Annotated in this window: 22 protein-coding genes; 6 read left to right on the top strand and 16 right to left on the bottom strand. The window is 70.7% G+C overall.

Going from position 1 to position 21,996, the window contains the following annotated elements; all coding sequences use genetic code 11:
- The first annotated feature begins 141 nt into the window (after window positions 1-141).
- Complete coding sequence (locus Psi01_RS26195) at window positions 142-393, top strand: hypothetical protein (protein WP_203874276.1); 252 nt, start codon at window positions 142-144, stop codon at window positions 391-393.
- 73 nt (window positions 394-466) lie between these two features.
- Here the strand turns inward: Psi01_RS26195 and Psi01_RS26190 are convergent, their stop codons facing one another.
- A complete protein-coding gene (locus Psi01_RS26190) occupies window positions 467-673 on the bottom strand; it encodes an EF-hand domain-containing protein (RefSeq protein WP_204066763.1) in 207 nt (68 codons plus the stop codon).
- Between the two features lie 189 nt (window positions 674-862).
- Here Psi01_RS26190 and Psi01_RS26185 point away from each other — a divergent pair, with 189 nt between their 5' ends.
- Window positions 863-2,389: an N-acyl-D-amino-acid deacylase family protein gene (locus Psi01_RS26185; protein WP_204066762.1), complete on the top strand. Its 1,527-nt coding sequence runs from the start codon at window positions 863-865 to the stop codon at window positions 2,387-2,389.
- Window positions 2,390-2,499: 110 nt separating this feature from the next.
- Window positions 2,500-3,309, top strand: a complete 810-nt coding sequence (locus Psi01_RS26180) for an IclR family transcriptional regulator (RefSeq protein WP_204066819.1) — start codon at window positions 2,500-2,502, stop codon at window positions 3,307-3,309.
- Between the two features lie 107 nt (window positions 3,310-3,416).
- On the opposite strand, the gene Psi01_RS26175 is transcribed toward Psi01_RS26180, so the two are convergent.
- The 5 genes from Psi01_RS26175 to gap form a co-directional block, all read right to left on the bottom strand.
- Window positions 3,417-3,764 carry an RNA polymerase-binding protein RbpA gene (locus Psi01_RS26175; RefSeq protein ID WP_012892502.1) on the bottom strand — a complete coding sequence of 116 codons (348 nt, stop codon included), beginning with the start codon at window positions 3,762-3,764 and terminating at the stop codon, window positions 3,417-3,419.
- 80 nt (window positions 3,765-3,844) lie between these two features.
- Window positions 3,845-4,075: a preprotein translocase subunit SecG gene (gene secG, locus Psi01_RS26170; RefSeq protein ID WP_068899030.1), complete on the bottom strand. Its 231-nt coding sequence runs from the start codon at window positions 4,073-4,075 to the stop codon at window positions 3,845-3,847.
- A 136-nt stretch (window positions 4,076-4,211) separates the two neighbouring features.
- Window positions 4,212-4,997 carry a triose-phosphate isomerase gene (gene tpiA / locus Psi01_RS26165; protein ID WP_204066761.1) on the bottom strand — a complete coding sequence of 262 codons (786 nt, stop codon included), beginning with the start codon at window positions 4,995-4,997 and terminating at the stop codon, window positions 4,212-4,214.
- A gap of 40 nt (window positions 4,998-5,037) precedes the next feature.
- Window positions 5,038-6,225: a phosphoglycerate kinase gene (locus tag Psi01_RS26160; RefSeq protein WP_204066760.1), complete on the bottom strand. Its 1,188-nt coding sequence runs from the start codon at window positions 6,223-6,225 to the stop codon at window positions 5,038-5,040.
- Complete coding sequence (gene gap / locus Psi01_RS26155) at window positions 6,225-7,229, bottom strand: type I glyceraldehyde-3-phosphate dehydrogenase (protein WP_204066759.1); 1,005 nt, start codon at window positions 7,227-7,229, stop codon at window positions 6,225-6,227. The genes Psi01_RS26160 and gap overlap by 1 nt, the downstream gene beginning before the upstream one ends.
- Before the next feature lie 231 nt (window positions 7,230-7,460).
- Here gap and Psi01_RS26150 point away from each other — a divergent pair, with 231 nt between their 5' ends.
- Window positions 7,461-7,964 carry a hypothetical protein gene (locus Psi01_RS26150; RefSeq protein WP_204066758.1) on the top strand — a complete coding sequence of 168 codons (504 nt, stop codon included), beginning with the start codon at window positions 7,461-7,463 and terminating at the stop codon, window positions 7,962-7,964.
- Between the two features lie 152 nt (window positions 7,965-8,116).
- On the opposite strand, the gene whiA is transcribed toward Psi01_RS26150, so the two are convergent.
- From whiA to uvrA, 7 genes are all read right to left on the bottom strand, one after another.
- Complete coding sequence (gene whiA / locus Psi01_RS26145; protein ID WP_203874268.1) at window positions 8,117-9,097, bottom strand: DNA-binding protein WhiA; 981 nt, start codon at window positions 9,095-9,097, stop codon at window positions 8,117-8,119.
- Between the two features lie 93 nt (window positions 9,098-9,190).
- Window positions 9,191-10,162 (bottom strand): gluconeogenesis factor YvcK family protein, encoded by a 972-nt coding sequence (locus Psi01_RS26140; RefSeq protein ID WP_204066818.1) that lies wholly within the window; start codon window positions 10,160-10,162, stop codon window positions 9,191-9,193.
- A gap of 11 nt (window positions 10,163-10,173) precedes the next feature.
- Window positions 10,174-11,046, bottom strand: a complete 873-nt coding sequence (gene rapZ / locus Psi01_RS26135; RefSeq protein ID WP_204066757.1) for an RNase adapter RapZ — start codon at window positions 11,044-11,046, stop codon at window positions 10,174-10,176.
- A gap of 125 nt (window positions 11,047-11,171) precedes the next feature.
- Window positions 11,172-13,235: an excinuclease ABC subunit UvrC gene (uvrC, locus tag Psi01_RS26130; RefSeq protein WP_204066817.1), complete on the bottom strand. Its 2,064-nt coding sequence runs from the start codon at window positions 13,233-13,235 to the stop codon at window positions 11,172-11,174.
- Between the two features lie 248 nt (window positions 13,236-13,483).
- Entirely contained in the window at window positions 13,484-13,957 is a 474-nt protein-coding gene (locus Psi01_RS26125; protein ID WP_204066756.1) for a Rieske (2Fe-2S) protein, read from the bottom strand.
- A 148-nt stretch (window positions 13,958-14,105) separates the two neighbouring features.
- Entirely contained in the window at window positions 14,106-14,504 is a 399-nt protein-coding gene (locus Psi01_RS26120) for a Rieske (2Fe-2S) protein (RefSeq protein WP_239128029.1), read from the bottom strand.
- Between the two features lie 106 nt (window positions 14,505-14,610).
- On the bottom strand, window positions 14,611-17,451 hold the full coding sequence (gene uvrA, locus Psi01_RS26115) for an excinuclease ABC subunit UvrA (RefSeq protein WP_204066754.1): 2,841 nt from the start codon (window positions 17,449-17,451) through the stop codon (window positions 14,611-14,613).
- A 290-nt stretch (window positions 17,452-17,741) separates the two neighbouring features.
- On the opposite strand from uvrA, the gene Psi01_RS26110 reads away from it, so the two are divergent.
- Window positions 17,742-18,545, top strand: coding sequence for a maleylpyruvate isomerase family mycothiol-dependent enzyme (locus Psi01_RS26110; protein WP_204066753.1), 804 nt, complete (start codon window positions 17,742-17,744; stop codon window positions 18,543-18,545).
- The gene (locus Psi01_RS26105; protein ID WP_204066752.1) at window positions 18,542-19,183 is read left to right on the top strand and encodes an MBL fold metallo-hydrolase; all 642 of its coding nucleotides are present in this window, start codon (window positions 18,542-18,544) and stop codon (window positions 19,181-19,183) included. Before Psi01_RS26110 ends, Psi01_RS26105 begins: the two co-directional genes overlap by 4 nt.
- Before the next feature lie 113 nt (window positions 19,184-19,296).
- Here the strand turns inward: Psi01_RS26105 and pssA are convergent, their stop codons facing one another.
- The 3 genes from pssA to Psi01_RS26090 form a co-directional block, all read right to left on the bottom strand.
- Window positions 19,297-20,124 carry a CDP-diacylglycerol--serine O-phosphatidyltransferase gene (pssA, locus tag Psi01_RS26100; protein WP_204066751.1) on the bottom strand — a complete coding sequence of 276 codons (828 nt, stop codon included), beginning with the start codon at window positions 20,122-20,124 and terminating at the stop codon, window positions 19,297-19,299.
- Window positions 20,111-20,758, bottom strand: coding sequence for a phosphatidylserine decarboxylase (locus Psi01_RS26095; protein WP_204066750.1), 648 nt, complete (start codon window positions 20,756-20,758; stop codon window positions 20,111-20,113). The genes pssA and Psi01_RS26095 overlap by 14 nt, the downstream gene beginning before the upstream one ends.
- 128 nt (window positions 20,759-20,886) lie before the next feature.
- The gene (locus Psi01_RS26090; RefSeq protein ID WP_204066749.1) at window positions 20,887-21,879 is read right to left on the bottom strand and encodes a TerC family protein; all 993 of its coding nucleotides are present in this window, start codon (window positions 21,877-21,879) and stop codon (window positions 20,887-20,889) included.
- Window positions 21,880-21,996: the final 117 nt, after the last annotated feature.

Below are 21,996 nucleotides of genomic sequence, written 5' to 3'. Positions count from 1 at the left end.
AGTAATGATCTCTCCAGCCGCCGGCGGTCCCCGCGGCGGGTCCCATCCGCGGTTCCCCCGTCGATATCGGGGCAGGAAGCGGGAGACCCGCGGAAAACGCCACAGAGGCAGAAAGCGGACTACCAGGTAAGGAGGCGCCCCATGGCGCTCATCGACCGCGAATGCGTCCGGCGGCTGCTGGAGTCACCGGATCCCGACGCCACCCTGGTCTTCGTACGGGGGGACTGCATCGTCCTGCCGGAGAAGGAGATCGACGACGCCCACCGCGGGCTGGTCATCGCGAGCAAGCGGGACCTGACCAGGCTGATGCCGGGCGGCGACACGCTCACCGAACAGCAGATCGACACCCTGGCCGACCGGCTCGACAACATCGTGCGGGATCTGGGCGCCTGACGGACGCCGGGGATCCGGGTGCGCCGCCGGGCGGCGCACCCGGATCCCCGTACCGGCCGGTCACCCGTGCCGGTCAGTCCTGCGACATCACCCTGACGAACTCCTCGAAGGAGAACCGCCCGTCGCCGTCGGCGTCGCCGACGCGGTTCAGCGAGCCGATCGCCTCGGCCGGCAGGTCCGGGAAGTGCCGGACGAGCTCCTTCTCCGTGATGAACCCGTCACCGTCGCCATCGATGGCGGTGAACGCCTCTCGCAGCTCCGCCAACCGCTCCGCCGACATCTGGCCCGCCTTTCGCTGTCCGAATCAGCAGACAACCTACGAGATTTCACAACAAGGAGGAAATCCCGCCCTGCTGTGTGCCGCCGTATGACGCCCACGGCACGCACCGCACAGCACATCTGTTGTGCAGTGCACAATGATGTACCGCGAACGTGACAGCATGCCCTGGTTTCTCCTACTTTGACCAGCGTGTTCGATGTGCTCATTCACGGCGGTCTGGTGGTCGACGGCACCGGCGCCCCGCCGTACCCCGCCGACGTCGGCGTCCGCGACGGCCGGATCGAGGCGGTCGGCGGGCCCGAGGCCGGGGACGCCCCCGCCGCCGTCCGCATCGACGCCACCGGCCGGCTGGTGGTCCCGGGGTTCGTCGACGCCCACGTGCACGGCGACGCCACCGTGCTGGACCCCGGCGTCCAGCTCGCCGCGCTGCGCCAGGGCGTGACCACCTTCGTGCTCGGGCAGGACGGGTTGTCCTTCGCGCCGTCGCCGCCCGCGACGCTGCGCTTCGTCACCCGGTACTTCGCCGCGATCAACGGCGCCCATCCGCTGCTGGGCGACGGGCCGGTGAGCGTGGCGGAGCTGTTGGCCTCCTACGACGGGGCCACCGCGCTCAACACCGTCTACCTGGTCCCGCACGGCACGGTCCGGCACGCCGCCGGCGCCGATCCCGCCGCGATGCTGCGCATGGTGGAGCGGGGCCTGGAGGAGGGCGCGGCGGGGCTGTCCAGCGGCCTGGAGTACATCCCCGGCCGGTACGGCGACGCCGCCGAGCTCGCCGCGCTGTGCGCGCCCGTCGCCCGGGCCGGCCTGCCGTACGTCACCCACATGCGCGGCTACGAGCAGGCGGCGGCCGCCGGCATGGCCGAGGCCCGCGCGATCGCCGAGAGGTCCGGGGTGGCGCTGCACGTGTCGCACTATCACGGCCCGGGCCCGGAGCTGGCGGGCATGGTCGACGACGCCCTCGCCACGGGTCTGGACGTCACCTTCGACAGCTACCCCTACCTCAGCGGGTTCAGCATCCTGGCGATGGTCGCCCTCCCCCGCGACCTGGACGACCCCGACCTCGACCGCATCGTGGCGCGTCTGCACGAGCCGGAGGTACGGCGCCGCCTGGCCCGCGAGACCGACCCCACGCTCTGGCACCGCGCCGTGCTGGCGCACGTGCCCGCCGCGGACCTGGCCTGGGCCGAGGGCCGCAGCGTCGCCGAGGCCGCGGCCGAGGCCGGGCGGGAGCCCGCCGCCTTCTGCGCCGAGCTGCTGATCGCGACCCGGCTGGCCGCCAGTTGCGTGTTCGCCCAGCCGCCGGGCAACGACGACGCCTCCATGCGCCTGCTGCTGCGCCACCCGGCCCACCTGGGCGGCTCCGACGGCATCCACATCGGCGGGCACCCGCACCCCCGGGCCTACGGCGCCTTCGCCCGCTTCCTCGGCCGTCACGTCCGCGAGCTGGGCGACTGGAGCTGGCAGGAGGCGGTCGCGCACCTGGCCGCCGGCCCGGCCCGCCGCTTCCGCCTGCACGACCGCGGGGAGATCCGTCCCGGCCTGGCGGCGGACCTGGTGGTGATCGACCCGGAGCGGGTGGGCGACACCGCCGACTACTCCCGGCCGCGCGTCCTGGCCGAGGGCGTCGACGACGTGCTGGTCGGCGGCGTCCCGGTGCTGGCCGGCGGCGCCCTGACCGGCGCGCGTCCCGGACGCCCGCTGAGGCCGCGATGAACGCCCCGGACGCCTCCGTCTCCGGGCACTCCGGGCAGGGCCCCGGCGCCGCGATGAACGCCCCGGACGCCTCCTTCTCCGGGCACTCCGGGCAGGGCCCCGGCGCCGCGATGAACGGCCCGGGACGTGACCGGGCCCGGCCTCCCGGCCAGGAGCGCAACCAGTCGGCCTCGCTCCGCCGGGCGCTGGCCGTACTGGAACACGTCCGCGACCACGCGGGCGCCGGACAGGGGCTCTCGCTGTCCCGGCTGGCCGAGGCGCTGGGCCTGTCCAAGAGCACCGTGCTGCGGCTGACCGTCCCGCTGGTGGAGGCCCGGCTGCTGGAACGCGACCGCAGGAGCGGCGCCTACCGGCTCGGGCACGGCACGCTCCGGCTCGGCCAGGCCTACCTGTCCACCCTCGACCTGCGCACGGTGGCCGCGGAGGAGACGCGCGAGCTGATGCGCGAGGTCCGCGAGACCGTCCACCTGGTCGTCTACGACGCGCCGTACGTCGTCTACATCGACAAGGTCGAGAACGAGACCACGGTGCGCATGGCCTCGCGGATCGGCAGCCGGGCGCCGCTGTACTGCACCGCCGTCGGCAAGGCGATCCTCGCCTGGCAGCCGGAGGAGGTCGTGGAGGAGACCGTGGCCGCCGGGATGCCCGCCCTCACCCGGTACACGATCACCGATCCGGTGCGGCTGCGCGCCGAGCTGACCCGGATCCGCCAGCGCGGCTACGCCGTCGACGACCGCGAGAACGAGCCCGAGGTCCGGTGCGTGGCCGCGGGCATCTTCCGCCACGACGACAGCGTGACCGCCGCCGTCTCGGTCTCGGGCCTGACCTCGCGGATCACCGCCGCCCGGGTGCGGGAGCTGGGGCCGCTGGTGGCCGGCACCGCCCTGCGCATCTCCCGGAAGCTGGGATCGCAGCGCTGAACCGGCGGGCCGCGCGAAGAACGACGAAGAACGACGGAGCCCCCGTGGTGGTTCACCACGGGGGCCCGCTCGCGCCGTGTCCTGCCGGTGAATGAAACCGCCGGTGACTAGTAGATCGGGCGCGAGGAAGAACGCAGGCGCTCCAGAGCCTCGGCGAGGATCTGCGCGCCGTCCTTGTCGCTGCGACGCTCCTTCACGTAGGCCAGGTGCGTCTTGTAAGGCTCGTTACGCGGAGGCGCGGGAGGGTTGGCCTCGTCCTGACCCGCCGGGAGCCCGCAGCGCGGGCAGTCCCAGAACTCGGGGACGGCCGCGTCGCTGGCGAAGCTGGGGCGCGTCTCGTGCATGTTGGCGCACCAGAAGGGAACCCTCACACGGGGCGCCGCCTCTCCGCGCTCCGCCTCCCCCATCGGGCCGGCACCGACACGACTGCCACGGATCGCGTTGCCACTACCCACGGATGAACTCCTCGCTCGATGGCCCCGCCACTCGGGAAAACGGGGGGCTGTACCACTGTCACGCTTTACGGCAAGCCGAATCAGGGCTTCAGGAGCAGGCCCAGCGCGATGATGCACACGAACCAGACCACCCCGGTGATGATGGTGAGCCGGTCGAGGTTGCGCTCCACCACGGAAGAGCCTCCGAACGACGACGAGAAACCGCCACCGAACAGATCCGACAGTCCGCCGCCCTTGCCCTTGTGGAGCAGGACGAGCAGGATCATCAGCATGCTCGACAGGATGAGGGCGATGGAGATTCCGATTGTCACCGTTGACCTGTTTCCTTATTGCTCGCACCCGCGTCCGGATGCGACTCCTTTGTAGGTACGCCCTGAGGCGTGACGATTCAAACTTGCTCTAAGAGGGTACGACCTGCTGTCAAGTCGTACCCTCCGAACGGCTCAGTCAGCCCGACATCTCATCGAACCGGCAGAGCTTGACGAACTCCCCCGGGTCGAGGCTGGCGCCGCCGACCAGGGCTCCGTCGACATCGGACTGGGCCATGATGCCGGCGACGTTGTCAGATTTGACCGAGCCACCGTAGAGGATACGGACGCCCGCGGCCAGCTCCGCGTCGTACAGCTCGGCGAGCCGGCCGCGCAGGGCCCCGCAGACCTCCTGGGCGTCGGCCGGGGTGGCGACCTCCCCGGTGCCGATCGCCCAGACGGGCTCGTAGGCCACCACGACCGAGGCGGCCTGCTCGGCCGGGACGCCCTTCAGCGCCCCGTCGAGCTGCGCGAGGCTGTGGGCCACGTGGCCGCCGGCCCTGCGGACCTCCAGCCCCTCGCCGACGCACAGGATCGGCGTGAGCGAGTGCCGGTAGGCGGCCCGCACCTTGGCGTTGACGAGTTCGTCGTCCTCACGGTGGTACTGCCGCCGCTCGGAGTGCCCGACTGCGACGAAGGTGCAGCCGAGCTTGGCGAGCATCGCACCGGAGATCTCCCCGGTGTAGGCCCCGCCGTCGAACGCCGACAGGTCCTGCGCGCCGTACGCGATCCGCAGCCGGTCACCGTGCACCAGCGTCTGCACGCTGCGCAGGTCGGTGTACGGCGGCAGCACGGCCACCTCGACCTTGTCGAAGTCCTTGTCGTTCAGCGCGAACGCCAGCTTCTGGACGGTGGCGATGGCCTCGAGATGGTTGAGGTTCATCTTCCAGTTGCCGGCGATGAGAGGTTTGCGCCCGGCACTCATCTGTCGCTCATCGCTCCTCGCTGCTGCGTCGGTTCACTTGCTAGTCCTCCAGAGCGGCGAGTCCCGGCAGGGTCTTGCCCTCGAGGTATTCGAGGCTGGCCCCGCCGCCGGTGGAGATGTGCGAGAACCCGTCCTCGGGCAGGCCGAGCCGGCGCACGGCCGCGGCCGAGTCACCGCCGCCGACGACGGTGAACGCCTCCGACCGGACCAACGCCTCGGCCACCGCGCGGGTTCCCCCGGAGAACGCGTCGAACTCGAAGACGCCCATCGGGCCGTTCCAGAACACGGTCTCGGCGTCGGCCAGCTTGCCCGCGAACAGCTCGCGGGTGCGCGGGCCGATGTCGAGCCCCTGCCGGTCGGCCGGGATCGCGGTGGCGTCGACCACCTCGTACTCGGCGTCCTCGGCGAACTCGACGGCCGCCAGGATGTCGACCGGCAGGACCAGGTCCACGCCGCGCTCGCCGGCCTCACGCAGGAAGCCGCGCACCTTGTCGAGCTGGTCCTCCTGCAGCAGCGACTGGCCGACCTCGAAGCCCTGGGCCTTGAGGAAGGTGTAGGCCATGCCGCCGCCGATGATCAACCGGTCGACCTTGGTGAGCAGGTTGGCGATGACGCCGAGCTTGTCGGAGACCTTGGCCCCGCCCAGCACCACGGCGTACGGCCTGGCCGGCTCCTCGGTCAGGCGCCTGAGCACCTCGACCTCGGCGACGATCAGACCGCCCGCCGCGTGCGGCAGGAGCTTCGGCACGTCGTAGACGCTGGCGTGCTTGCGGTGCACCGCGCCGAAGCCGTCGCTGACGTAGAGCTCGGCCAGACCGGCCAGCCTCCCGGCGAACTCGCCGCGCTCGGCGTCGTCCTTGGAGGTCTCTCCGGCCTCGAAGCGCAGGTTCTCCAGCAGGGCCACCTGGCCCTCGGCCAGACCCTCCACGACGGCCCGGGCCGACTCGCCGACCGTGTCGGAGGCGAAGGCCACCTCGGTCTCCAGGAGCTCGCCGAGCCGGCGCGCCACCGGGGCCAGGGAGTACTTGGGATCGGGCGCGCCCTTGGGGCGGCCCAGGTGGGCGCAGACGATCACCTTCGCGCCGCGCCCGGCCAGGTCCCTGATGGTCGGCAGCGAGGCGCGGATGCGCCCGTCGTCGGTGATGACGTCCCCGTCCAGGGGGACGTTGAGGTCGGCGCGGACGAGAACGCGCCGACCCTTCACGTCGAGCTGGGACAGGTCCTTCATCAGAGGTCGGCGCCCACGAGCTCGATGAGGTCGGCCAGGCGGTTGGAGTAACCCCACTCGTTGTCGTACCAGCCGACGACCTTGACCTGGTTGCCGATGACCTTGGTCAGCGGCGCGTCGAAGATGCAGGAGGCCGGGTCGGTGACGATGTCGGCCGAGACGATCGGGTCCTCGTTGTAGCTGAGGATGCCCTTGAGCGGGCCGTCGGCGGCGGCCTTGAGCGCGGCGTTGACCTCCTCGACGGTGGTCTCGCGGCCGACCTCGACGGTCAGGTCGGTGGCCGAGCCGGTGGGGATCGGCACACGCAGCGCGTAACCGTCGAGCTTGCCCTTCAGCTCGGGCAGGACCAGGCCGATGGCCTTGGCGGCGCCGGTGGAGGTCGGGACGATGTTCAGCGCGGCGGCGCGGGCGCGGCGCAGGTCCTTGTGCGGGGCGTCCTGCAGGTTCTGGTCCTGCGTGTAGGCGTGGATGGTGGTCATCAGGCCCTTGACGATGCCGAAGGAGTCGTTGATGACCTTGGCCATCGGGGCCAGGCAGTTGGTGGTGCAGGAGGCGTTGGAGATCACGGTGTGGCTGGCCGGGTCGTACTCGTCGTGGTTGACGCCCATGACGACGGTGACGTCCTCGTTCTTGGCCGGAGCCGAGATGATGACCTTCTTCGCGCCGTTCTCGGCGTGCACCCGGGCCTTGTTCGCGTCGGTGAAGAAGCCGGTGGACTCCACGACGACGTCCACGCCCAGGTCGCCCCAGGGCAGCTTGGCGGGGTCGCGCTCGGCGAAGGCCTTGATCGCCTTGCCGTCCACGATGATCTCATCGGCGGTGCTCTTCACCTCGTACGGCAGGCGGCCCAGGATGCTGTCGTACTTGAGCAGGTGGGCGAGCGTCGCGTTGTCGGTCAGGTCGTTGACCGCAACGATCTCGATGTCCTTGCCGCTGGCGGCGACCGCGCGCCAGAAGTTGCGGCCGATGCGGCCGAATCCGTTGACGCCTACGCGGATGCTCACGGTGCCGATCTCCTCGTACGTCGGTGCGCCGGCCGAGTGGGCCGGCGACGTGGCGGGCTGATACCTCAGCACGAACCCTATCGGACCCCGATTGGTTTAGACCATTGGCGGTCCCCCCTTTGCCCGGCCCTGCATTTCCCGAAAATTTGGGGCTTCCGCCGGACTTTTCCAGTAAAGTCCCGCACTCGTCACAGTAAGCACCTCAACCGCACAGAAGGCGTGAAGACAAACATGACCCCCCAACCACGTAGCGGCCTGGTGCCCGGCATCGTCGTCGGGCTCCTCGCCGCCGTCCTAGGCGCCGCCGCCTACGGCGCGATCATCACCGTCACCGAGCTCGAGATCGGCTACGCCGCCGTCGGCGTCGGCGTCCTCGTCGGCCTGGGCATGATGGCCGTCAAGCCGACCAGCCCGGTGCTGCCGGTCCTGGCCGCCCTGTTCTCCATCGCCGGCGCCGCCCTGGGCACCTTCCTCGGCGGTGTCGGCCTGGCGGTGAAGGCCAGCGGTGGCACGCTGTCCTACGGCGACGCCGTGAGCCTCGTTGCCGAGGTCTTCCCCGACGCCGTCAAGGGGGAACCCAAGACCCTGCTGTTCTGGGTGATCGCCGGTGTCGCCGGCTTCTTCTTCGTGAACAAGCGCGTCAAGGCCGCCCGCGAGGCCCTCGCCGCGCCCTCCCACCCGCAGCAGGAGGGCGCGCAGCCGGTTGACAACTTCAGGCCCCACAACCAGGCGTAGGCCGCTCCAGGCAGTCCCCACACGGCGAGAGCCGGGATCCTCATTGAGGTCCCGGCTCTCGCCGTGTATGCGCTCTGATGCGCTTTGACGCGCCCCTGGGCACTCTGCCAGTGCGGCGTCCGCGGGCACCCGTGGAGCCCGTACGGCCTCGCCTACGACGTGAGCATGTCCACCGTCAGGTTGGCCTCGGTGTTGGGGACACCCATGTCCTGGGCGCGCTTGTCGGCCATGGCCAGCAGGCGGCGGATGCGGCCGGCGATGGCGTCCTTGGTCAGCGGCGGGTCGGCGAGCTGGCCGAGCTCCTCCAGGGAGGCCTGCTTGTGCTCCACCCGGAGCCGACCGGCGATCACGAGGTGATCGGGGGCGTCGTCGCCGAGGATCTCCAGGGCGCGCTGGACCCGGGCGCCGGCGGCGACCGCGGCGCGGGCCGAGCGGCGGAGGTTGGCGTCGTCGAAGTTGGCCAGGCGGTTGGCCGTGGCGCGCACCTCGCGGCGCATGCGGCGCTCCTCCCAGGCCAGCACGCTGTCGTGGGCGCCCAGCCGGGTCAGCAGCGCGCTGATCGCGTCGCCGTCGCGCACCACGACGCGGTCGATGCCGCGCACCTCGCGGGCCTTGGCGTGGATCTTCAGCCGCCTCGCGGAGCCGACCAGCGCGAGCGCCGCCTCCGGGCCCGGGCAGGTGATCTCCAGCGACATCGAGCGGCCGGGCTCGGTCAGGGAGCCGTGCGCCAGGAAGGCTCCGCGCCAGGCCGCCTCGGCGTCGCAGGTCGCCCCGGCGACCACCTGGCGCGGCAGGCCGCGGACCGGGCGGCCGTGGTTGTCGATCAGGCCGGTCTGGCGCGCCAGGGCCTCACCGTCGCGGTAGACCCGCACGACGTAACGGGAGCCCTTGCGCAGCCCGGCGGGGGCCAGCACGAGGACCTCCGCCTTGTGCCCGAAGACCTCTCCGATGTCCTTGATCAGCCTCCGTGCCGTGACGTTGGTGTCGAGCTCCGCCTCGATCACGATCCGCCCGCCCACCAGGTGCAGGCCACTGGCGAACCGGAGAAGCGTCGACACCTCCGCCTTGCGGCAGCAAGGCTTGAGGACCGGCAGCCTGCTCAGCTCGTCCTTCACCACGCCTGTCATCGCCATGCGCGTTCGTCCTCCCCCTTGTGAACTTCCTGCGACCCGGCTTGGACCAGGTTCCCAGAAGTTTCTCGCACTCCGGAGCCGCACCGGCCAGGATCAACGCTTCTTGTGGAAAATCTCGTCCAGGACGGAGGCAAGACGTCGTGTGTCGTGCCGCGGCGAGCCGTCCGAGGCCGCGACGTCGGCCAGCACGAGCTCCCCGCCCAGCTCCGCGACGGCCTTGTGCAGCTCCTCGCGGTCGTCGACCACGCCGGTGTCGGCCAGCACCACGTCGATCGGCAGGGACGGCGCGTGCCCGCGCAGCACCTCCAGGTGCTGCTGCGGGGAGAAGTCGTCGGTCTCCCCCGGCTGGGGCGCCAGGTTCAGCGCGACCAGGCGGCGGGCGCGGGTGGCGTGCAGGGCCTCGGCCAGCCGGGGCACCTTCAGGTGGGGCAGGACGCTGGTGAACCACGACCCGGGCCCGAGGATCACCCAGTCGGCGTCCAGCACCGCCTGGACCGCCTCGGGGCAGGCGGGCGGGTCCTCGGGAAGCAGGGAGATGGCCCGGACCCGGCCGGGGGTCAGCGCGCAGGCCACCTGGCCGTGCACGGTGCTCACCTCCCCGTCCAGCTCGACCTCGGCGGCGATGTCGAGCGGGACCGACGACATCGGCAGCACCCTGCCGTGCGCGCCCAGCAGCCTGCCCAGCCAGTCGAGCCCGGCGACGGTGTCGCCGAGCTTCTCCCACAGCGCCACGATGAGCAGGTTGCCCACCGCGTGACCGTGCAGCTCGCCCTCGCTGCGGAAGCGGTGCTGGACGACCTCGCTCCAGGTCCGTCCCCACTCGTCGTCGCCGCACAGGGCGGCCAGGGCCATCCGCAGGTCGCCCGGGGGCACCACGCCGAGCTCGCGGCGCAGCCGCCCGCTCGATCCCCCGTCGTCGGCCACGGTGACCACCGCCGTCAGCTCGGAGGTGACCCTGCGCAACGCCGACAGCGAGGCGTACAGCCCGTGCCCCCCGCCCAGCGCGACGACCCTCGGCCCCTCACCCGGCTGTCCCGGACCGCCGTCCCCGGTCGTTCTCCCGATCTCCGGTCCGCTCACTCCCGGCCCACATCCCGGTGGCTCACCTGGACGTCCATGCCGCCCCGGTCGCGCAGGCGCCCGGCGATCTGCTCGGCCATGGCCACGCTGCGGTGCTTGCCCCCGGTGCAGCCCACCGCGATGGTGGCGTAGCTCTTGCCCTCGCGGACGTATCCGGCGGAGATGATGCCGATCACCTCCTCGTAGGCGTCGAGGAGCTCCTTGGCGCCGGGCTGGCTGAGGACGTACTCGCGCACTGGGGTGTCGAGGCCGTTCATGGGGCGCAGCTCCGGCACCCAGTGGGGGTTGGGCAGGAAGCGGCAGTCGACGACCAGGTCGGCGTCGACGGGCAGGCCGTACTTGAACCCGAAGGAGAGCACGTTGACCCGCAGCCCGGGACGGTCCTCCCCGCCGAAGAAGGCGACGATCTTGCCCCGGAGCTCGTGGACGTTGAGGTTGGAGGTGTCGATGACCAGGTCGGCGTTGGCGCGCACCTCGCGCAGGATGCCGCGCTCGCGGGCGATGCCGTCGACCAGGCGGCCGTCGCCCTGCAGCGGGTGGGGCCGGCGGACGTTCTCGAACCTGCGGACCAGCTCCTCGTCGCTGGCCTCCAGGAACACCACCCGCACCGCGACGCCCCGGCCGTCGAGCTCCTCGATGGCGGCGTTGAGGTCGGTGGTGAAGGCCAGGCTGCGCACGTCGACCACCGCGGCGACCTTGTCGGCGGCCAGCTTGACCCGCCCGGCCTCCTCGGCCATGGCGAACAGCAGCCCGGGCGGCAGGTTGTCGATGACGAACCAGCCCAGGTCCTCCAGGGCCTTGGCCGCCGTGCTCCGCCCCGCCCCGGACATGCCGGTGACGATGACGAACGCGGGCTCTCTCCCACTCACGGGGTCTCCTTCGTCGGCTGCGTCCGCGACGTCGCTGCGTTGATGGGCCCGCTCACTCACGGGGTCTCCTTCGTCGACCACGCTCGCGCCACTGCCTGTGTCCATGGCTCGCTCGCTCCGCTCGCTCACGGCGGGTTCTCCCCCTTCAGGGCCGACACGATCGTCTCGGCCGTGGCGGGGCCGATCCCGGGAACCTGGCATATCTCGGCGGCGGTCGCCTCACGCAGCCGTTTCACCGATCCGAAATGCTTGATCAGAGCCTGCCTCCGGGCCGGACCGAGGCCGGGGACATCGTCCAGGGCACTCTCCCGCACGCTCTTGGAGCGTTTGGAACGATGGTATGTGATGGCGAAGCGGTGCGCCTCGTCCCTGACGCGTTGCAGAAGGTAAAGAGCCTCGCTCGACCGGGGCAGGATGACCGGCAGCTCCTCACCGGGCAGCCACACCTCCTCCAGTCGCTTGGCCAGGCCGCAGACCGCGACGTCGTCGACGCCGAGCTCGTCCAGGGCCCGCCGGGCCGCGGCCGCCTGCGCCGGGCCGCCGTCGACCACGACCAGGTGGGGCGGGTAGGCGAACTTGCGCGGCCGGCCCGTCTCGGGATCGATGCCCGGCGCGGCGCCCTCACCCGCCTCCGGCTCACCGTCCGTCTCCAGCTCACCGTCCGTCTCCGGCCCGGCGCCCGCACCCGGCCCGGCGCCGTCATGCGCGCCAGGCCCGGCCTCGCCGCCGAGCGGTGTCCCGGCCGCCTCGTCCCCGGCCTCCGTGCCCGGCTCGACGTCGAGCTCGCCGGTGGCCGAGCGCTCCTCCAGGTAGCGCTTGAACCGCCGGGAGATCACCTCGTGGATCGAGGCGACGTCGCCCTCGGTGGAGCGGACGGAGAACCTGCGGTATTCGCTCTTGCGCGCCAGGCCGTCCTCGAACACCACCATCGAGGCCACCACGTTGGTGCCCTGCAGGTGGGAGACGTCGTAGCACTCGATGCGCAGCGGCACCTGGTCGAGGTCGAGCGCGTCGGCGAGCTCCTGCAGCGCCTTGCTGCGCGCGGTCAGGTCGCTGGAACGCTTGATCTTGTGCTGGGCCAGGGACTCCTTGGCGTTGCGCTCGACGGTCTCCATCAGCGAGCGCTTGTCGCCCCGCTGCGGTACGCGGATCTCCACCCGGCTCCCGCGCCGCTCGCCCAGCAGCTCGGTGACGGCCTCCGCGTCGGGCGGCAGGGCGGGCACCAGCACCTCCTTGGGGAGGGTCTCGGGGGCCGCCTCGCCGTACATCTGCAGCAGGAACCGCTCGACCAGCTCACCGGGCGAGGTCTCCTCGACCTTGTCGACCACCCATCCCTGCTGGCCCCTGATCCGCCCGCCGCGGACGTAGAACACCTGGACGGCCGCCTCCAGGGCGTCCTCCGCCAGTGCGACCACGTCGCAGTCGGTGCTGTCGGCCAGCACCACGGCCTGCTTCTCCAGCGCCCGGCGCAGCGCCTCGATGTCGTCGCGCAGCCGGGCCGCCCGTTCGTACTCCTGCTCGGCGGCGGCCTGGCGCATCTCGCCCTCCAGGCGCTTGATGAACCGGCCGGTGTTGCCCGCCATGAAGTCGCAGAAGTCCTCGGCGAGCGCGCGGTGCTCGGCCTCGGTGACGCGGGAGACGCACGGCGCCGAGCACTTGTCGATGTAGCCCAGCAGGCACGGGCGGCCGATCTGCGCGGCCCGGCGGAACACCCCCGACGAGCAGCTCCTGATCGGGAAGACCCGCAGCAGCAGGTCGACCGTCTCCCTGATCGCCCAGGCGTGGGAGTAGGGACCGAAGTAGCGGGTGCCCTTGCGCTTGGCCCCGCGCAGCACCTGGACCCGGGGGAACTCCTCCCCCATCGTGACCGCGAGGTAGGGATAGGACTTGTCGTCGCGGTATTTGACGTTGAACCGCGGGTCGTACTCCTTGATCCAGGAGTATTCGAGCTGGAGCGCCTCGACCTCGGTGCCGACGACCGTCCAGTCGACGCCGGCGGCGGTCGTGAGCATGGTCTGGGTGCGCGGGTGGAGCCCCGCGAAGTCGGCGAAGTAGGAGTTGAGCCGCTGGCGCAGGCTCTTGGCCTTGCCGACGTAGATCACTCGGCCTTCTGGATCCCTGAACCGGTAGACGCCGGGGGACTCGGGGATCGACCCCGGACTCGGCCGGAAACTCGCCGGACCACCCACAGATCTCGCCACATATGAAGCCTATCGGCCCCCGCCGACAGGATCCCCGCCATCACCGCGGGCGGGCGGACTGCCATCGCCGCGGGCGGGCGGACTGCCCGGCGCACCGGACCGGACCCCGCGTCCCGGACCGTGCGCCGGGCATCGGGTGAATCCCCCACCCCGGAGGGGATCCACCACGCACGCCCCTGAGTCAGGTCTGACAAACCTGGATCCGCGCTGCAACGGGCAGCATTTGCCAGACATCCCTACGCCAGCGAGATCGAGTCGCCGTCGACCTTGATGGTCTTCTCCTCAAGGGGCTGGTTGGCGGGCCCGTTGGCGACGGAGCCGTCGGTGATGTTGAACTTGCTGCCGTGGCACGGACAGTTGATCGTGCCGCCCTCGACTCCCTCGACGTCGCATCCCTGGTGGGTGCAGACCGAGCTGAAGCACTTGAACTCGCCGGCCTTGGGCTGGGTCACCACGACCTTCTCGGCCTTGAAGACCTTGCCGCCGCCCTCGGGGATGTCGGCGGTCGTGGTGAAGCCCTTGGGCGCGGAGTCCCCGCCGGAGCCCGCCCCGGTCTCCTCCGGCGCGGCGGAGGGGGCGGCGGACTCGCTCGCCTCGGTGGTCGCCTGGTCGGCGGTCGGCTGGCCGTATCCGGAGCATGCGGTGAGCACGGCCGTCAGGCCGACGCCTCCAGCGCCCAGCATCACCGCACGACGTGTCGTCTCTGTCATGGTCACCCTCCCAGGTATCTCTTCTGTCGGTACGGCTGGCGTCCCGATGACGGTTCAGCATGCCGTACCGAATGTCAGAAGACTGTGAAGATTTACGCCTTCACCGCGCCCGGGAGGAACATCATGACCGGGAAAGTGTTCTTTCTGGTCAGACCATTACGATGCCGTCACCCTGCACTTTCAGTGCGAACTCCGCCAGAGGGGCCTCCGCCGGGCCCTTGAGGCACTTTCCGGAGGTGGCGTCGAACTCGCTGCCGTGGCAGGGGCAGCGGATGACCCCGTCGGCCGGGCGGGCGACCGCGCAGCCCTGGTGCGGGCAGCTGGCGCTGAACGCCTTGAACACCCCCGAGGTCGGCTGGGCGATGACGATCTTCCACTCGTGGATCACCTTGCCGCCGCCCACCGGGATGTCCGAGGTCTTCGCGATGACCTTGCCCTTGATGCCCGGCGGCACCACGGCCGGGCCCTGCTCTCCGGCGCACCCCGCCAGCGCCGCGCCGCACACGACGGCCCCCGCGGCGCCGATCACGTGCCTGCGTGTGGGCATGGCGAAACCATCACTCCTGCTCATTGCGGCCCTTCTCGCAACGTCCCCCGTGAAACCGGGCTCCCGCCAAGGGTATTGACGCGGGAGCCCGGTCCCGAATCCGGGCTCAGGAACCCAGGATCTTGCGCAGGAAGCGGCCGGTGTGGCTGGCCTCGACCAGCGCGACCTCCTCGGGTGTGCCGGTGGCCACCACGGTGCCGCCCTTGGAGCCGCCCTCGGGGCCCATGTCGATGATCCAGTCGGCGGTCTTGATGACGTCGAGGTTGTGCTCGATGACGATGACCGTGTTGCCGCCGTCCACGAGCTTGCCGAGCACGCCCAGCAGGCGCCGGATGTCCTCGAAGTGCAGGCCGGTGGTCGGCTCGTCCAGCACGTAGACCGTCCGGCCGGTGGAGCGGCGCTGCAGCTCCGAGGCGAGCTTGACGCGCTGGGCCTCGCCGCCGGACAGGGTCGTGGCGGGCTGGCCGAGCCGGACGTAGCCCAGGCCGACGTCGTTGAGCGTCTTGAGGTAGCGCTTGATCGAGGGGATGGCGTCGAAGAAGTCGAGCGCCTCCTCGATCGGCATGTCGAGCACCTCGGAGATCGTCTTGCCCTTGTAGTGGACCTCCAGGGTCTCCCGGTTGTAGCGGGCGCCGTGGCAGACCTCGCACGGCACGTACACGTCGGGCAGGAAGTTCATCTCGATCTTGATGGTGCCGTCGCCGGAGCACGCCTCGCAGCGGCCGCCCTTGACGTTGAAGCTGAAGCGGCCCTTGGCGTAACCGCGGACCTTGGCCTCGGTGGTCTGGGCGAACAGGTCGCGCACCTTGTCGAAGACGCCGGTGTAGGTCGCCGGGTTCGAGCGGGGCGTGCGGCCGATCGGCGACTGGTCGACGTGCACGACCTTGTCGACCAGGTCCATGCCGTTGACCCGCGAGTGGCGGCCGGGGACGGTGCGGGCGCCGTTGAGCTCCTTGGCCAGCGCGTTGTAGAGGATGTCGTTGACCAGGGTGGACTTGCCGGACCCCGACACGCCGGTGACCGCGGTGAACACCCCGAGCGGGAACTCCACGTCCACGCCCTTGAGGTTGTGCTCGCGGGCGCCCTTGACCGTGAGCTGCCGCTTGCGGTCGCGCCTGCGGCGCTCGGCCGGGATGGCGATGGTCTTGCGGCCGGACAGGTAGGCGCCGGTCATCGACTCCTCGCACGCCAGCAGCTCGGGGACCGGGCCGGAGACGACGACCTGGCCGCCGTGCTCGCCCGCGCCCGGGCCGATGTCGACCACCCAGTCGGCGGCGGCGATGGTGTCCTCGTCGTGCTCGACCACGATGAGCGTGTTGCCCATGTCGCGCAGCCGGATCAGGGTCTCCAGCAGCCGCTGGTTGTCGCGCTGGTGCAGGCCGATGGAGGGCTCGTCCAGCACGTAGAGCACGCCGACCAGGCCGGAGCCGATCTGGGTGGCCAGCCGGATGCGCTGGGCCTCGCCGCCGGCGAGCGTGCCGGCCGCGCGGTCCATGGTGAGGTAGTCGAGGCCCACGTCGAGCAGGAAGCCCATCCGGGCGTTGATCTCCTTGACCACCCGCTCGGCGATCTGCATGTCGCGGTCGGACAGCTTCAGCCCGGCCAGGAACGTCGCGCACTCGCCGATCGACATCGACGAGACCTCGGCGATGGAGCGCCCGTCCACCGTGACGGCCAGCGAGACCGGCTTGAGCCTGGCCCCCTTGCAGGCCGGGCACGGGATCTCGCGCATGTAGCCTTCGAACTTCTCGCGCATGCCGTCGCTCTCGGACTCGGCATGGCGGCGCTGCACCCAGGGGATCACGCCCTCGAAGGTGGTGTAGTAGGAGCGCTGGCGGCCGTAGCGGTTGCTGTAGCGGACGTGCACCTGCTCGTCGTGGCCGTGCAGCAGCGCCTTCTGCGCCTGCCTGGACAGGCGCTCCCAGGGGGTGTCGAGGTTGAACCCCATGGCCTTGCCCAGCGCCTCGACCAGGCGCTCGAAGTAGTCGCTGGTGTGGCCGCCCGCCCAGGGGGTCAGCGCGCCGTCGCCCAGGGTCGCCTCCGGGTCGGGCACGACCAGCTCGGGGTCGACCTCCATCCGCGTGCCCAGGCCCGTGCACTCCGGGCAGGCGCCGAAGGGCGAGTTGAAGGAGAACGAGCGCGGCTCCATCTCCTCGAACGACAGGTCGTCGTAGGGGCAGTAGAGGTGCTCGGAGTAGAAGCGCTCGCGGTTCGGGTCGTCCTCGGGGAGGTCGACGAACTCCAGCGTGATCGTGCCGCCCGACAGCTGCAGGGCGGTCTCCACCGAGCCGGTCAGGCGGCTGCGCGCGCTCTCCTTGACCGCCAGCCGGTCGACGATGACCTCGATGTCGTGCTTCTCGTACTTCTTCAGCTGCGGCGGCTCGTCCAGCCGGACCACCACGCCGTCGACCCGGGCCCGGGCGTAGCCCTTGGCCTGCAGCTGGCCGAACAGCTCGGTGTATTCGCCCTTGCGCCCGCGGACGACGGGGGCGAGCACCTGGAAGCGGGTGCCCTCCTCCAGCTCCATGACCCGGTCGACGATCTGCTCGGGGCTCTGCCGGGCGATGGCGCGCCCGCACTGCGGGCAGTGCGGCTTGCCGATGCGCGCCCACAGCAGACGCAGGTAGTCGTAGACCTCGGTGATCGTGCCGACGGTGGAGCGGGGGTTGCGGCTGGTCGACTTCTGGTCGATGGACACCGCGGGGGACAGTCCCTCGATGAAGTCGACGTCGGGCTTGTCCATCTGCCCGAGGAACTGGCGGGCGTACGCCGACAGGGACTCGACGTAGCGCCGCTGGCCCTCGGCGAAGATGGTGTCGAAGGCCAGGCTGGACTTTCCGGACCCCGACAGGCCGGTGAAGACGATCAGCGAGTCTCGCGGCAGATCCAGCGAGACGTCCTTGAGATTGTGTTCACGTGCTCCACGCACGATGAGGCGGTCAGCCACGGCAGTCCCGACGTCTTTGTAGAGGGTTGAGAGCGGTCGCGGGAAGACTAGCGAGGGGGTCCGACAATTTCCGTTCCGGCGATCCGGCTGGAACGGCGCCCGGGGACGGCGCCCGCCACCCCGCGCGGGACGGGGTCTCCCGGCCACCCCAGATTACGACCTTCTCCGGAGTGCGGCGGGTCTCTCCCGTATCAACAGGTTGAAATATCCCTTTATGCCCCGTTACCACGCACCCGCTGGTATGACGCACGCCCTGGTACGGCTCCAGCGGAAAATGGTGAAGTGTGAGGATGGATGTCCTACGAACCCTCCAGTCCGAACTCGCCGCCTCGACCGACAGGCTCCTGTCCACCGTGGCCCGGCTGTCCGACGCCGCCGTGGCCGAGCCCTCCCGGCTGCCCGGCTGGACCCGGGGCCATGTGATCACGCACATCGCCCGCAACGCCGACAGCCTCGTGAACCTCGTGGAGTGGGCCAGGACGGGCATCGAGACCCCCCAGTACCCCAGCGTCGAGGTCCGGGACGCCGAGATCGCCGCCGGAGCCGCCCGGCCCGCCAAGGAGCAGCTCGCCGACCTGGAGGAGAGCGCGGCGCGGCTGGCCGTGGCCTTCCGCTCCCTGCCCCCCGAAGCGTGGTCGGCGACGGTCAGCGGGGTACGGCCGCCGCCGCACCCCGCCTGGTACCTGCCGGTCCGCCGGCTGCGCGAGACCGAGATCCACCACGTGGACCTCGACGCGGGTTACGGGTGCTCCGACTGGCCCGAGCAGTTCGTCCGGCGGGAGCTGCACGACGCGCTGGTGTGCTGGCCCCGCGAGCTCAGCACGGTCAGCGAGATCGTGGTCGAGGAGGTCAAGGACGGCGACAAGCACCGCCAGATCTGGCGCGACCTCGGCAGCGGGCCGGTGATCCAGGGCGACGCCCGCACGCTGCTGGGCTGGGTGACGGGCCGTACGGCAGGGGGCGGCCTTAGGGTGATGCGGGAGGGGGCCACGGGCAACCAGCCCACAGCCGGGCCGCTTCCCGCGGCGCCGCCGTGGCTGACCGCGTCCGCCGTCCCCGGCCTTCCCGCGACACCTCCGGAGGAGTACCCATGACGTATACCGGCGACGTGCAGGTCGGCGGCCCCGCCGACGTGCGCGAGCTGCCCGCCATCACGATCTCGAAGCTGGCGGTCGGGCCGTTCGACAACAACGCCTATCTGGTCCGGTGCAACGACACCGGCGACGGGCTGCTGATCGACGCCGCCGCCGAGGCCGACCGGCTGCTGGAGCTCATCGGCGACATGCCGATCGGCCGGATCGTCACCACCCACCAGCACGGCGACCACTGGCAGGCCCTGGAGGAGGTCGCCCGGGCCACCGGCGCCCTGGTGATCGCCCACCCGCTGGACGCCCCGGCCCTGCCCGTCCCGGTCTCGCTGGAGGTCGAGCACGGCGACAAGGTCACCGTCGGCGTGGTGGACCTCGAGGTCATCCACCTGCGCGGGCACACGCCGGGCTCGATCGCCCTGCACTACAACGGCCACCTGTTCACCGGCGACTCGCTGTTCCCCGGCGGCGTCGGCAACACCGAGAAGGACCCGGCCCGCTTCACCCAGCTGTTCACCGACGTGTCCGAGCGGATCTTCGACCGCTTCCCCGACGAGACCTGGGTCTATCCGGGCCACGGCAAGGACACCACGCTCGGCGCCGAGCGCCCGTCCCTGCCGGCCTGGCGCGAGCGGGGCTGGTAACTCCCCCGCACGGACCGGCGTCCCCCGCACGGACCGGCGTCCCCGAACGATCGGCGCCACCGCGCGACCGGCGCCACGCGGCCCCGGGGTCCTCTTCACCCCGGGGCCCGGGGTCAGACGCGCTCGGCCTCTTTGCGCTCCTTGCGCTTCTCACGCTTGAACATCAGCACGCGCAGCGGGATGGTCGCCACGATCGCCACCTGCATGACGGCGCCGACCTTGATGAGGTTGTCACCACCGGCCAGCCCCGCGGCCCAGATGGTCAGGCAGGCCACGTTGATCATCATCCACGCCAGTACGGCGGCGGCCAGGTTGCCCTTGGGCTTGGGATATTCGATCCGGCTCACCATGAGGTAGGCGACGCCGAAGATGGGCAGCACCGCCCAGACCGAGGGCGGGAACAGCAGCACGATCGAGACCACGGTCATGGCGCCCATCGGGATGGGCAGGCCCATGAAGTCACCGCTCTTGGTCTTGACGCAGGCGAAGCGCGCCAGGCGGATGACGCCGGCCAGCAGCACCGACGCCGCGGCGATCATCACCATGACGAACGGCACCCGCGGGTTGAAGCCCGCCCAGATGACCACCATGAAGGCGGGTGCGAAGCCGAAGCTGATCACGTCGGCGAGGTTGTCGAGCTCGGCGCCCATGGCCGAGGCGCGGAAGCGGCGGGCCACCAGGCCGTCGAACAGGTCGCAGGTCGCGCCGAGCAGCAGCAGGACCACCGCGGTGCCGAAGAAGCGCGGGTCGGCGGAGAACTTGCCGGTCTGCTGGAGCGACGTGATGGCCGACCAGGCCAGGACGCACACGGCCAGGAAGCCGCACAGCGCGTTTCCCAGCGACAGGGAGTCGGCGGCCGAGAGCCGGAAGGCCTTGCCGACGGGCCCCCGTGGCTCGTCGTCCGCCTCGTCCATCGACCAGCTCGCGTCAGCCGTGGTCAAGGCCGGTCACCCCCGCGACGGTCTTCTGCCCCACCGACACCGCCGGAGCGATGCCCTCGGGCAGATAGACGTCCACTCGCGAGCCGAACCTGATCAGCCCGACGCGCTCGGCCCTGGCGACCTTGGCTCCGGCCTGGAGATAGGGCACGATGCGGCGGGCGACCGCGCCGGCGATCTGGACGAACTCGAGGTCGCCGAGCGCGGTGTCCAGATGCCACACGACCCGCTCGTTCTGGTCGCTGTCCTTGTTGAAGGCGGGCACGAACCCGCCGGGCACGTGCTCCACCGAGGTGACGGTGCCAGCCATCGGCGCGCGGTTGACGTGCACGTTGAGCGGGCTCATGAAGATGGCCACCCGGGTGCGGCCGTCGGGCCACGGGTCGATGCTCTGCACCACCCCGTCGGCGGGCGACAGGATCCGGGCGGCGCCGGGAGTGCGCTCGGGGTCGCGGAAGAACCAGAGCATGCCGCCGGTGAGGGCGGTCAGCGGGGCCGCCGCCAGCGCCCAGCGGCGGTCACGGCGGGTGAGCAGAGAGGTCGCGGCGGCCGCCACCACTGTCGGGAGCAACCACGGAGAGACGCCACGCGCCAGCCGTACGCGGCCTGGCTGCTGGCTTGCTGAATCGTGGGACACAGGGAACCTTTTGTGATGTCTTGCGGCGTTAGACCGGTATGTCTACCCGCTCTGGGGGAGGATGCTACCGATCTCTCAGCCCTTTTAGGTCGCGACGAGACAAGCAAACCGTCTCCCCCGCCATTCCGCTAGCCCTGCTTGGCCTTCGGGGAGGTGGGGATTTCGTTGCCTTTGCGGACGTCACGCCGGGACTTGGCGAGGCTCGCCACGGTGGTGACCACCATGGTGACGCCGATGACCGACAGCGACAGCGAGATCGGCACCTCGGGTGCCCACGAGACGCCGCTGGAGTGGAGCGCCTCAAGGATCAGCTTAACCCCGATGAAACCGAGGATGAACGCGAGTCCGTAGCTGAGGTAGACCAGGCGCTGCAGCAGCCCGCCCAGCAGGAAGTACAGCTGGCGCAGGCCCATCAGGGCGAACGCGTTGGCGGTGAAGACGATGAACGCGTCGGTGGTGAGACCGAAGATCGCCGGAATCGAGTCGAGCGCGAACAGCAGGTCGGTGGTGCCGATGGCGACCATGACGATCAGCATCGGGGTGACCAGGCGCTTGCCGTCGATCTTGACGAAGATCTTGGAACCCACGTAGTCGTCGGTGTGCGGCAGCGCCCTGCGGGCCCAGCGCAGCACCGCGTTCTCGGTGAACTCCTCCTCGTCGTGGCCGTGCTGGCGGACCAGCTGCACCGCGGTGTAGAGCAGGAAAGCGCCGAAGATGTAGAACAGCCAGCCGAAGTTCGCCAGGGCCGCGGCTCCGGCCGCGATGAAGATGCCACGCATGACCAGCGCCATCAGGATGCCGATCAGCAGCACCTTGTGCTGATGGATCTTGGGCACCGCGAAGCGGGTCATGATGATGTAGAAGACGAAGAGGTTGTCGACGCTGAGGCTGTACTCGGTGATGTAGCCGGCGAAGAACTCACCCGCCGGCGTCGGTCCCGCGGTCGCCCAGAGCACGACGCCGAAGATGATGGCGAGGGTGACGTAGAAACCGACCCAGAAACCCGCCTGCCGCAGGGAGAACTCCCTGGGCTCGCCTCGGTCGACGATCCACAGGTCTAAGGCGAGAATCACGAGAAGACCGCCGATGACGGCGATCCAGGCCCACACGGGTACAGTCATAGTGGTATAAACCCTCCGGCGCGCATGGCTGATTGCCGGAGGTCTCTCCCGCCCAGCGAAAATCATGCGCGGACCGACAGCCCCGGGGGCCTCGTGGATTGAGGCGACACCGTGATG

The sequence above is a fragment of the Paraplanobispora siamensis genome (genome assembly GCF_016863175.1).
In the GTDB taxonomy this organism is placed as follows: Bacteria; Actinomycetota; Actinomycetes; order Streptosporangiales; family Streptosporangiaceae; genus Planobispora; species Planobispora siamensis.
This window is presented reverse-complemented; position numbering and strand designations above follow the sequence as displayed.

Coding starts and splice junctions, on each gene's coding strand:
- Psi01_RS26190 (WP_204066763.1), bottom strand. CDS start 673: ATGTCGGCGGAGCGGTTGGCGGAGCTGCGAGAGGCGTTCACCGCCATC.
- Psi01_RS26090 (WP_204066749.1), bottom strand. CDS start 21,879: ATGACTGTACCCGTGTGGGCCTGGATCGCCGTCATCGGCGGTCTTCTC.
- Psi01_RS26125 (WP_204066756.1), bottom strand. CDS start 13,957: ATGACAGAGACGACACGTCGTGCGGTGATGCTGGGCGCTGGAGGCGTC.
- Psi01_RS26110 (WP_204066753.1), top strand. CDS start 17,742: ATGGATGTCCTACGAACCCTCCAGTCCGAACTCGCCGCCTCGACCGAC.
- Psi01_RS26195 (WP_203874276.1), top strand. CDS start 142: ATGGCGCTCATCGACCGCGAATGCGTCCGGCGGCTGCTGGAGTCACCG.
- Psi01_RS26160 (WP_204066760.1), bottom strand. CDS start 6,225: ATGAAGGACCTGTCCCAGCTCGACGTGAAGGGTCGGCGCGTTCTCGTC.
- Psi01_RS26150 (WP_204066758.1), top strand. CDS start 7,461: ATGACCCCCCAACCACGTAGCGGCCTGGTGCCCGGCATCGTCGTCGGG.
- Psi01_RS26105 (WP_204066752.1), top strand. CDS start 18,542: ATGACGTATACCGGCGACGTGCAGGTCGGCGGCCCCGCCGACGTGCGC.
- Psi01_RS26180 (WP_204066819.1), top strand. CDS start 2,500: ATGAACGGCCCGGGACGTGACCGGGCCCGGCCTCCCGGCCAGGAGCGC.
- tpiA (WP_204066761.1), bottom strand. CDS start 4,997: ATGAGTGCCGGGCGCAAACCTCTCATCGCCGGCAACTGGAAGATGAAC.
- whiA (WP_203874268.1), bottom strand. CDS start 9,097: ATGGCGATGACAGGCGTGGTGAAGGACGAGCTGAGCAGGCTGCCGGTC.
- Psi01_RS26120 (WP_239128029.1), bottom strand. CDS start 14,504: ATGCCCACACGCAGGCACGTGATCGGCGCCGCGGGGGCCGTCGTGTGC.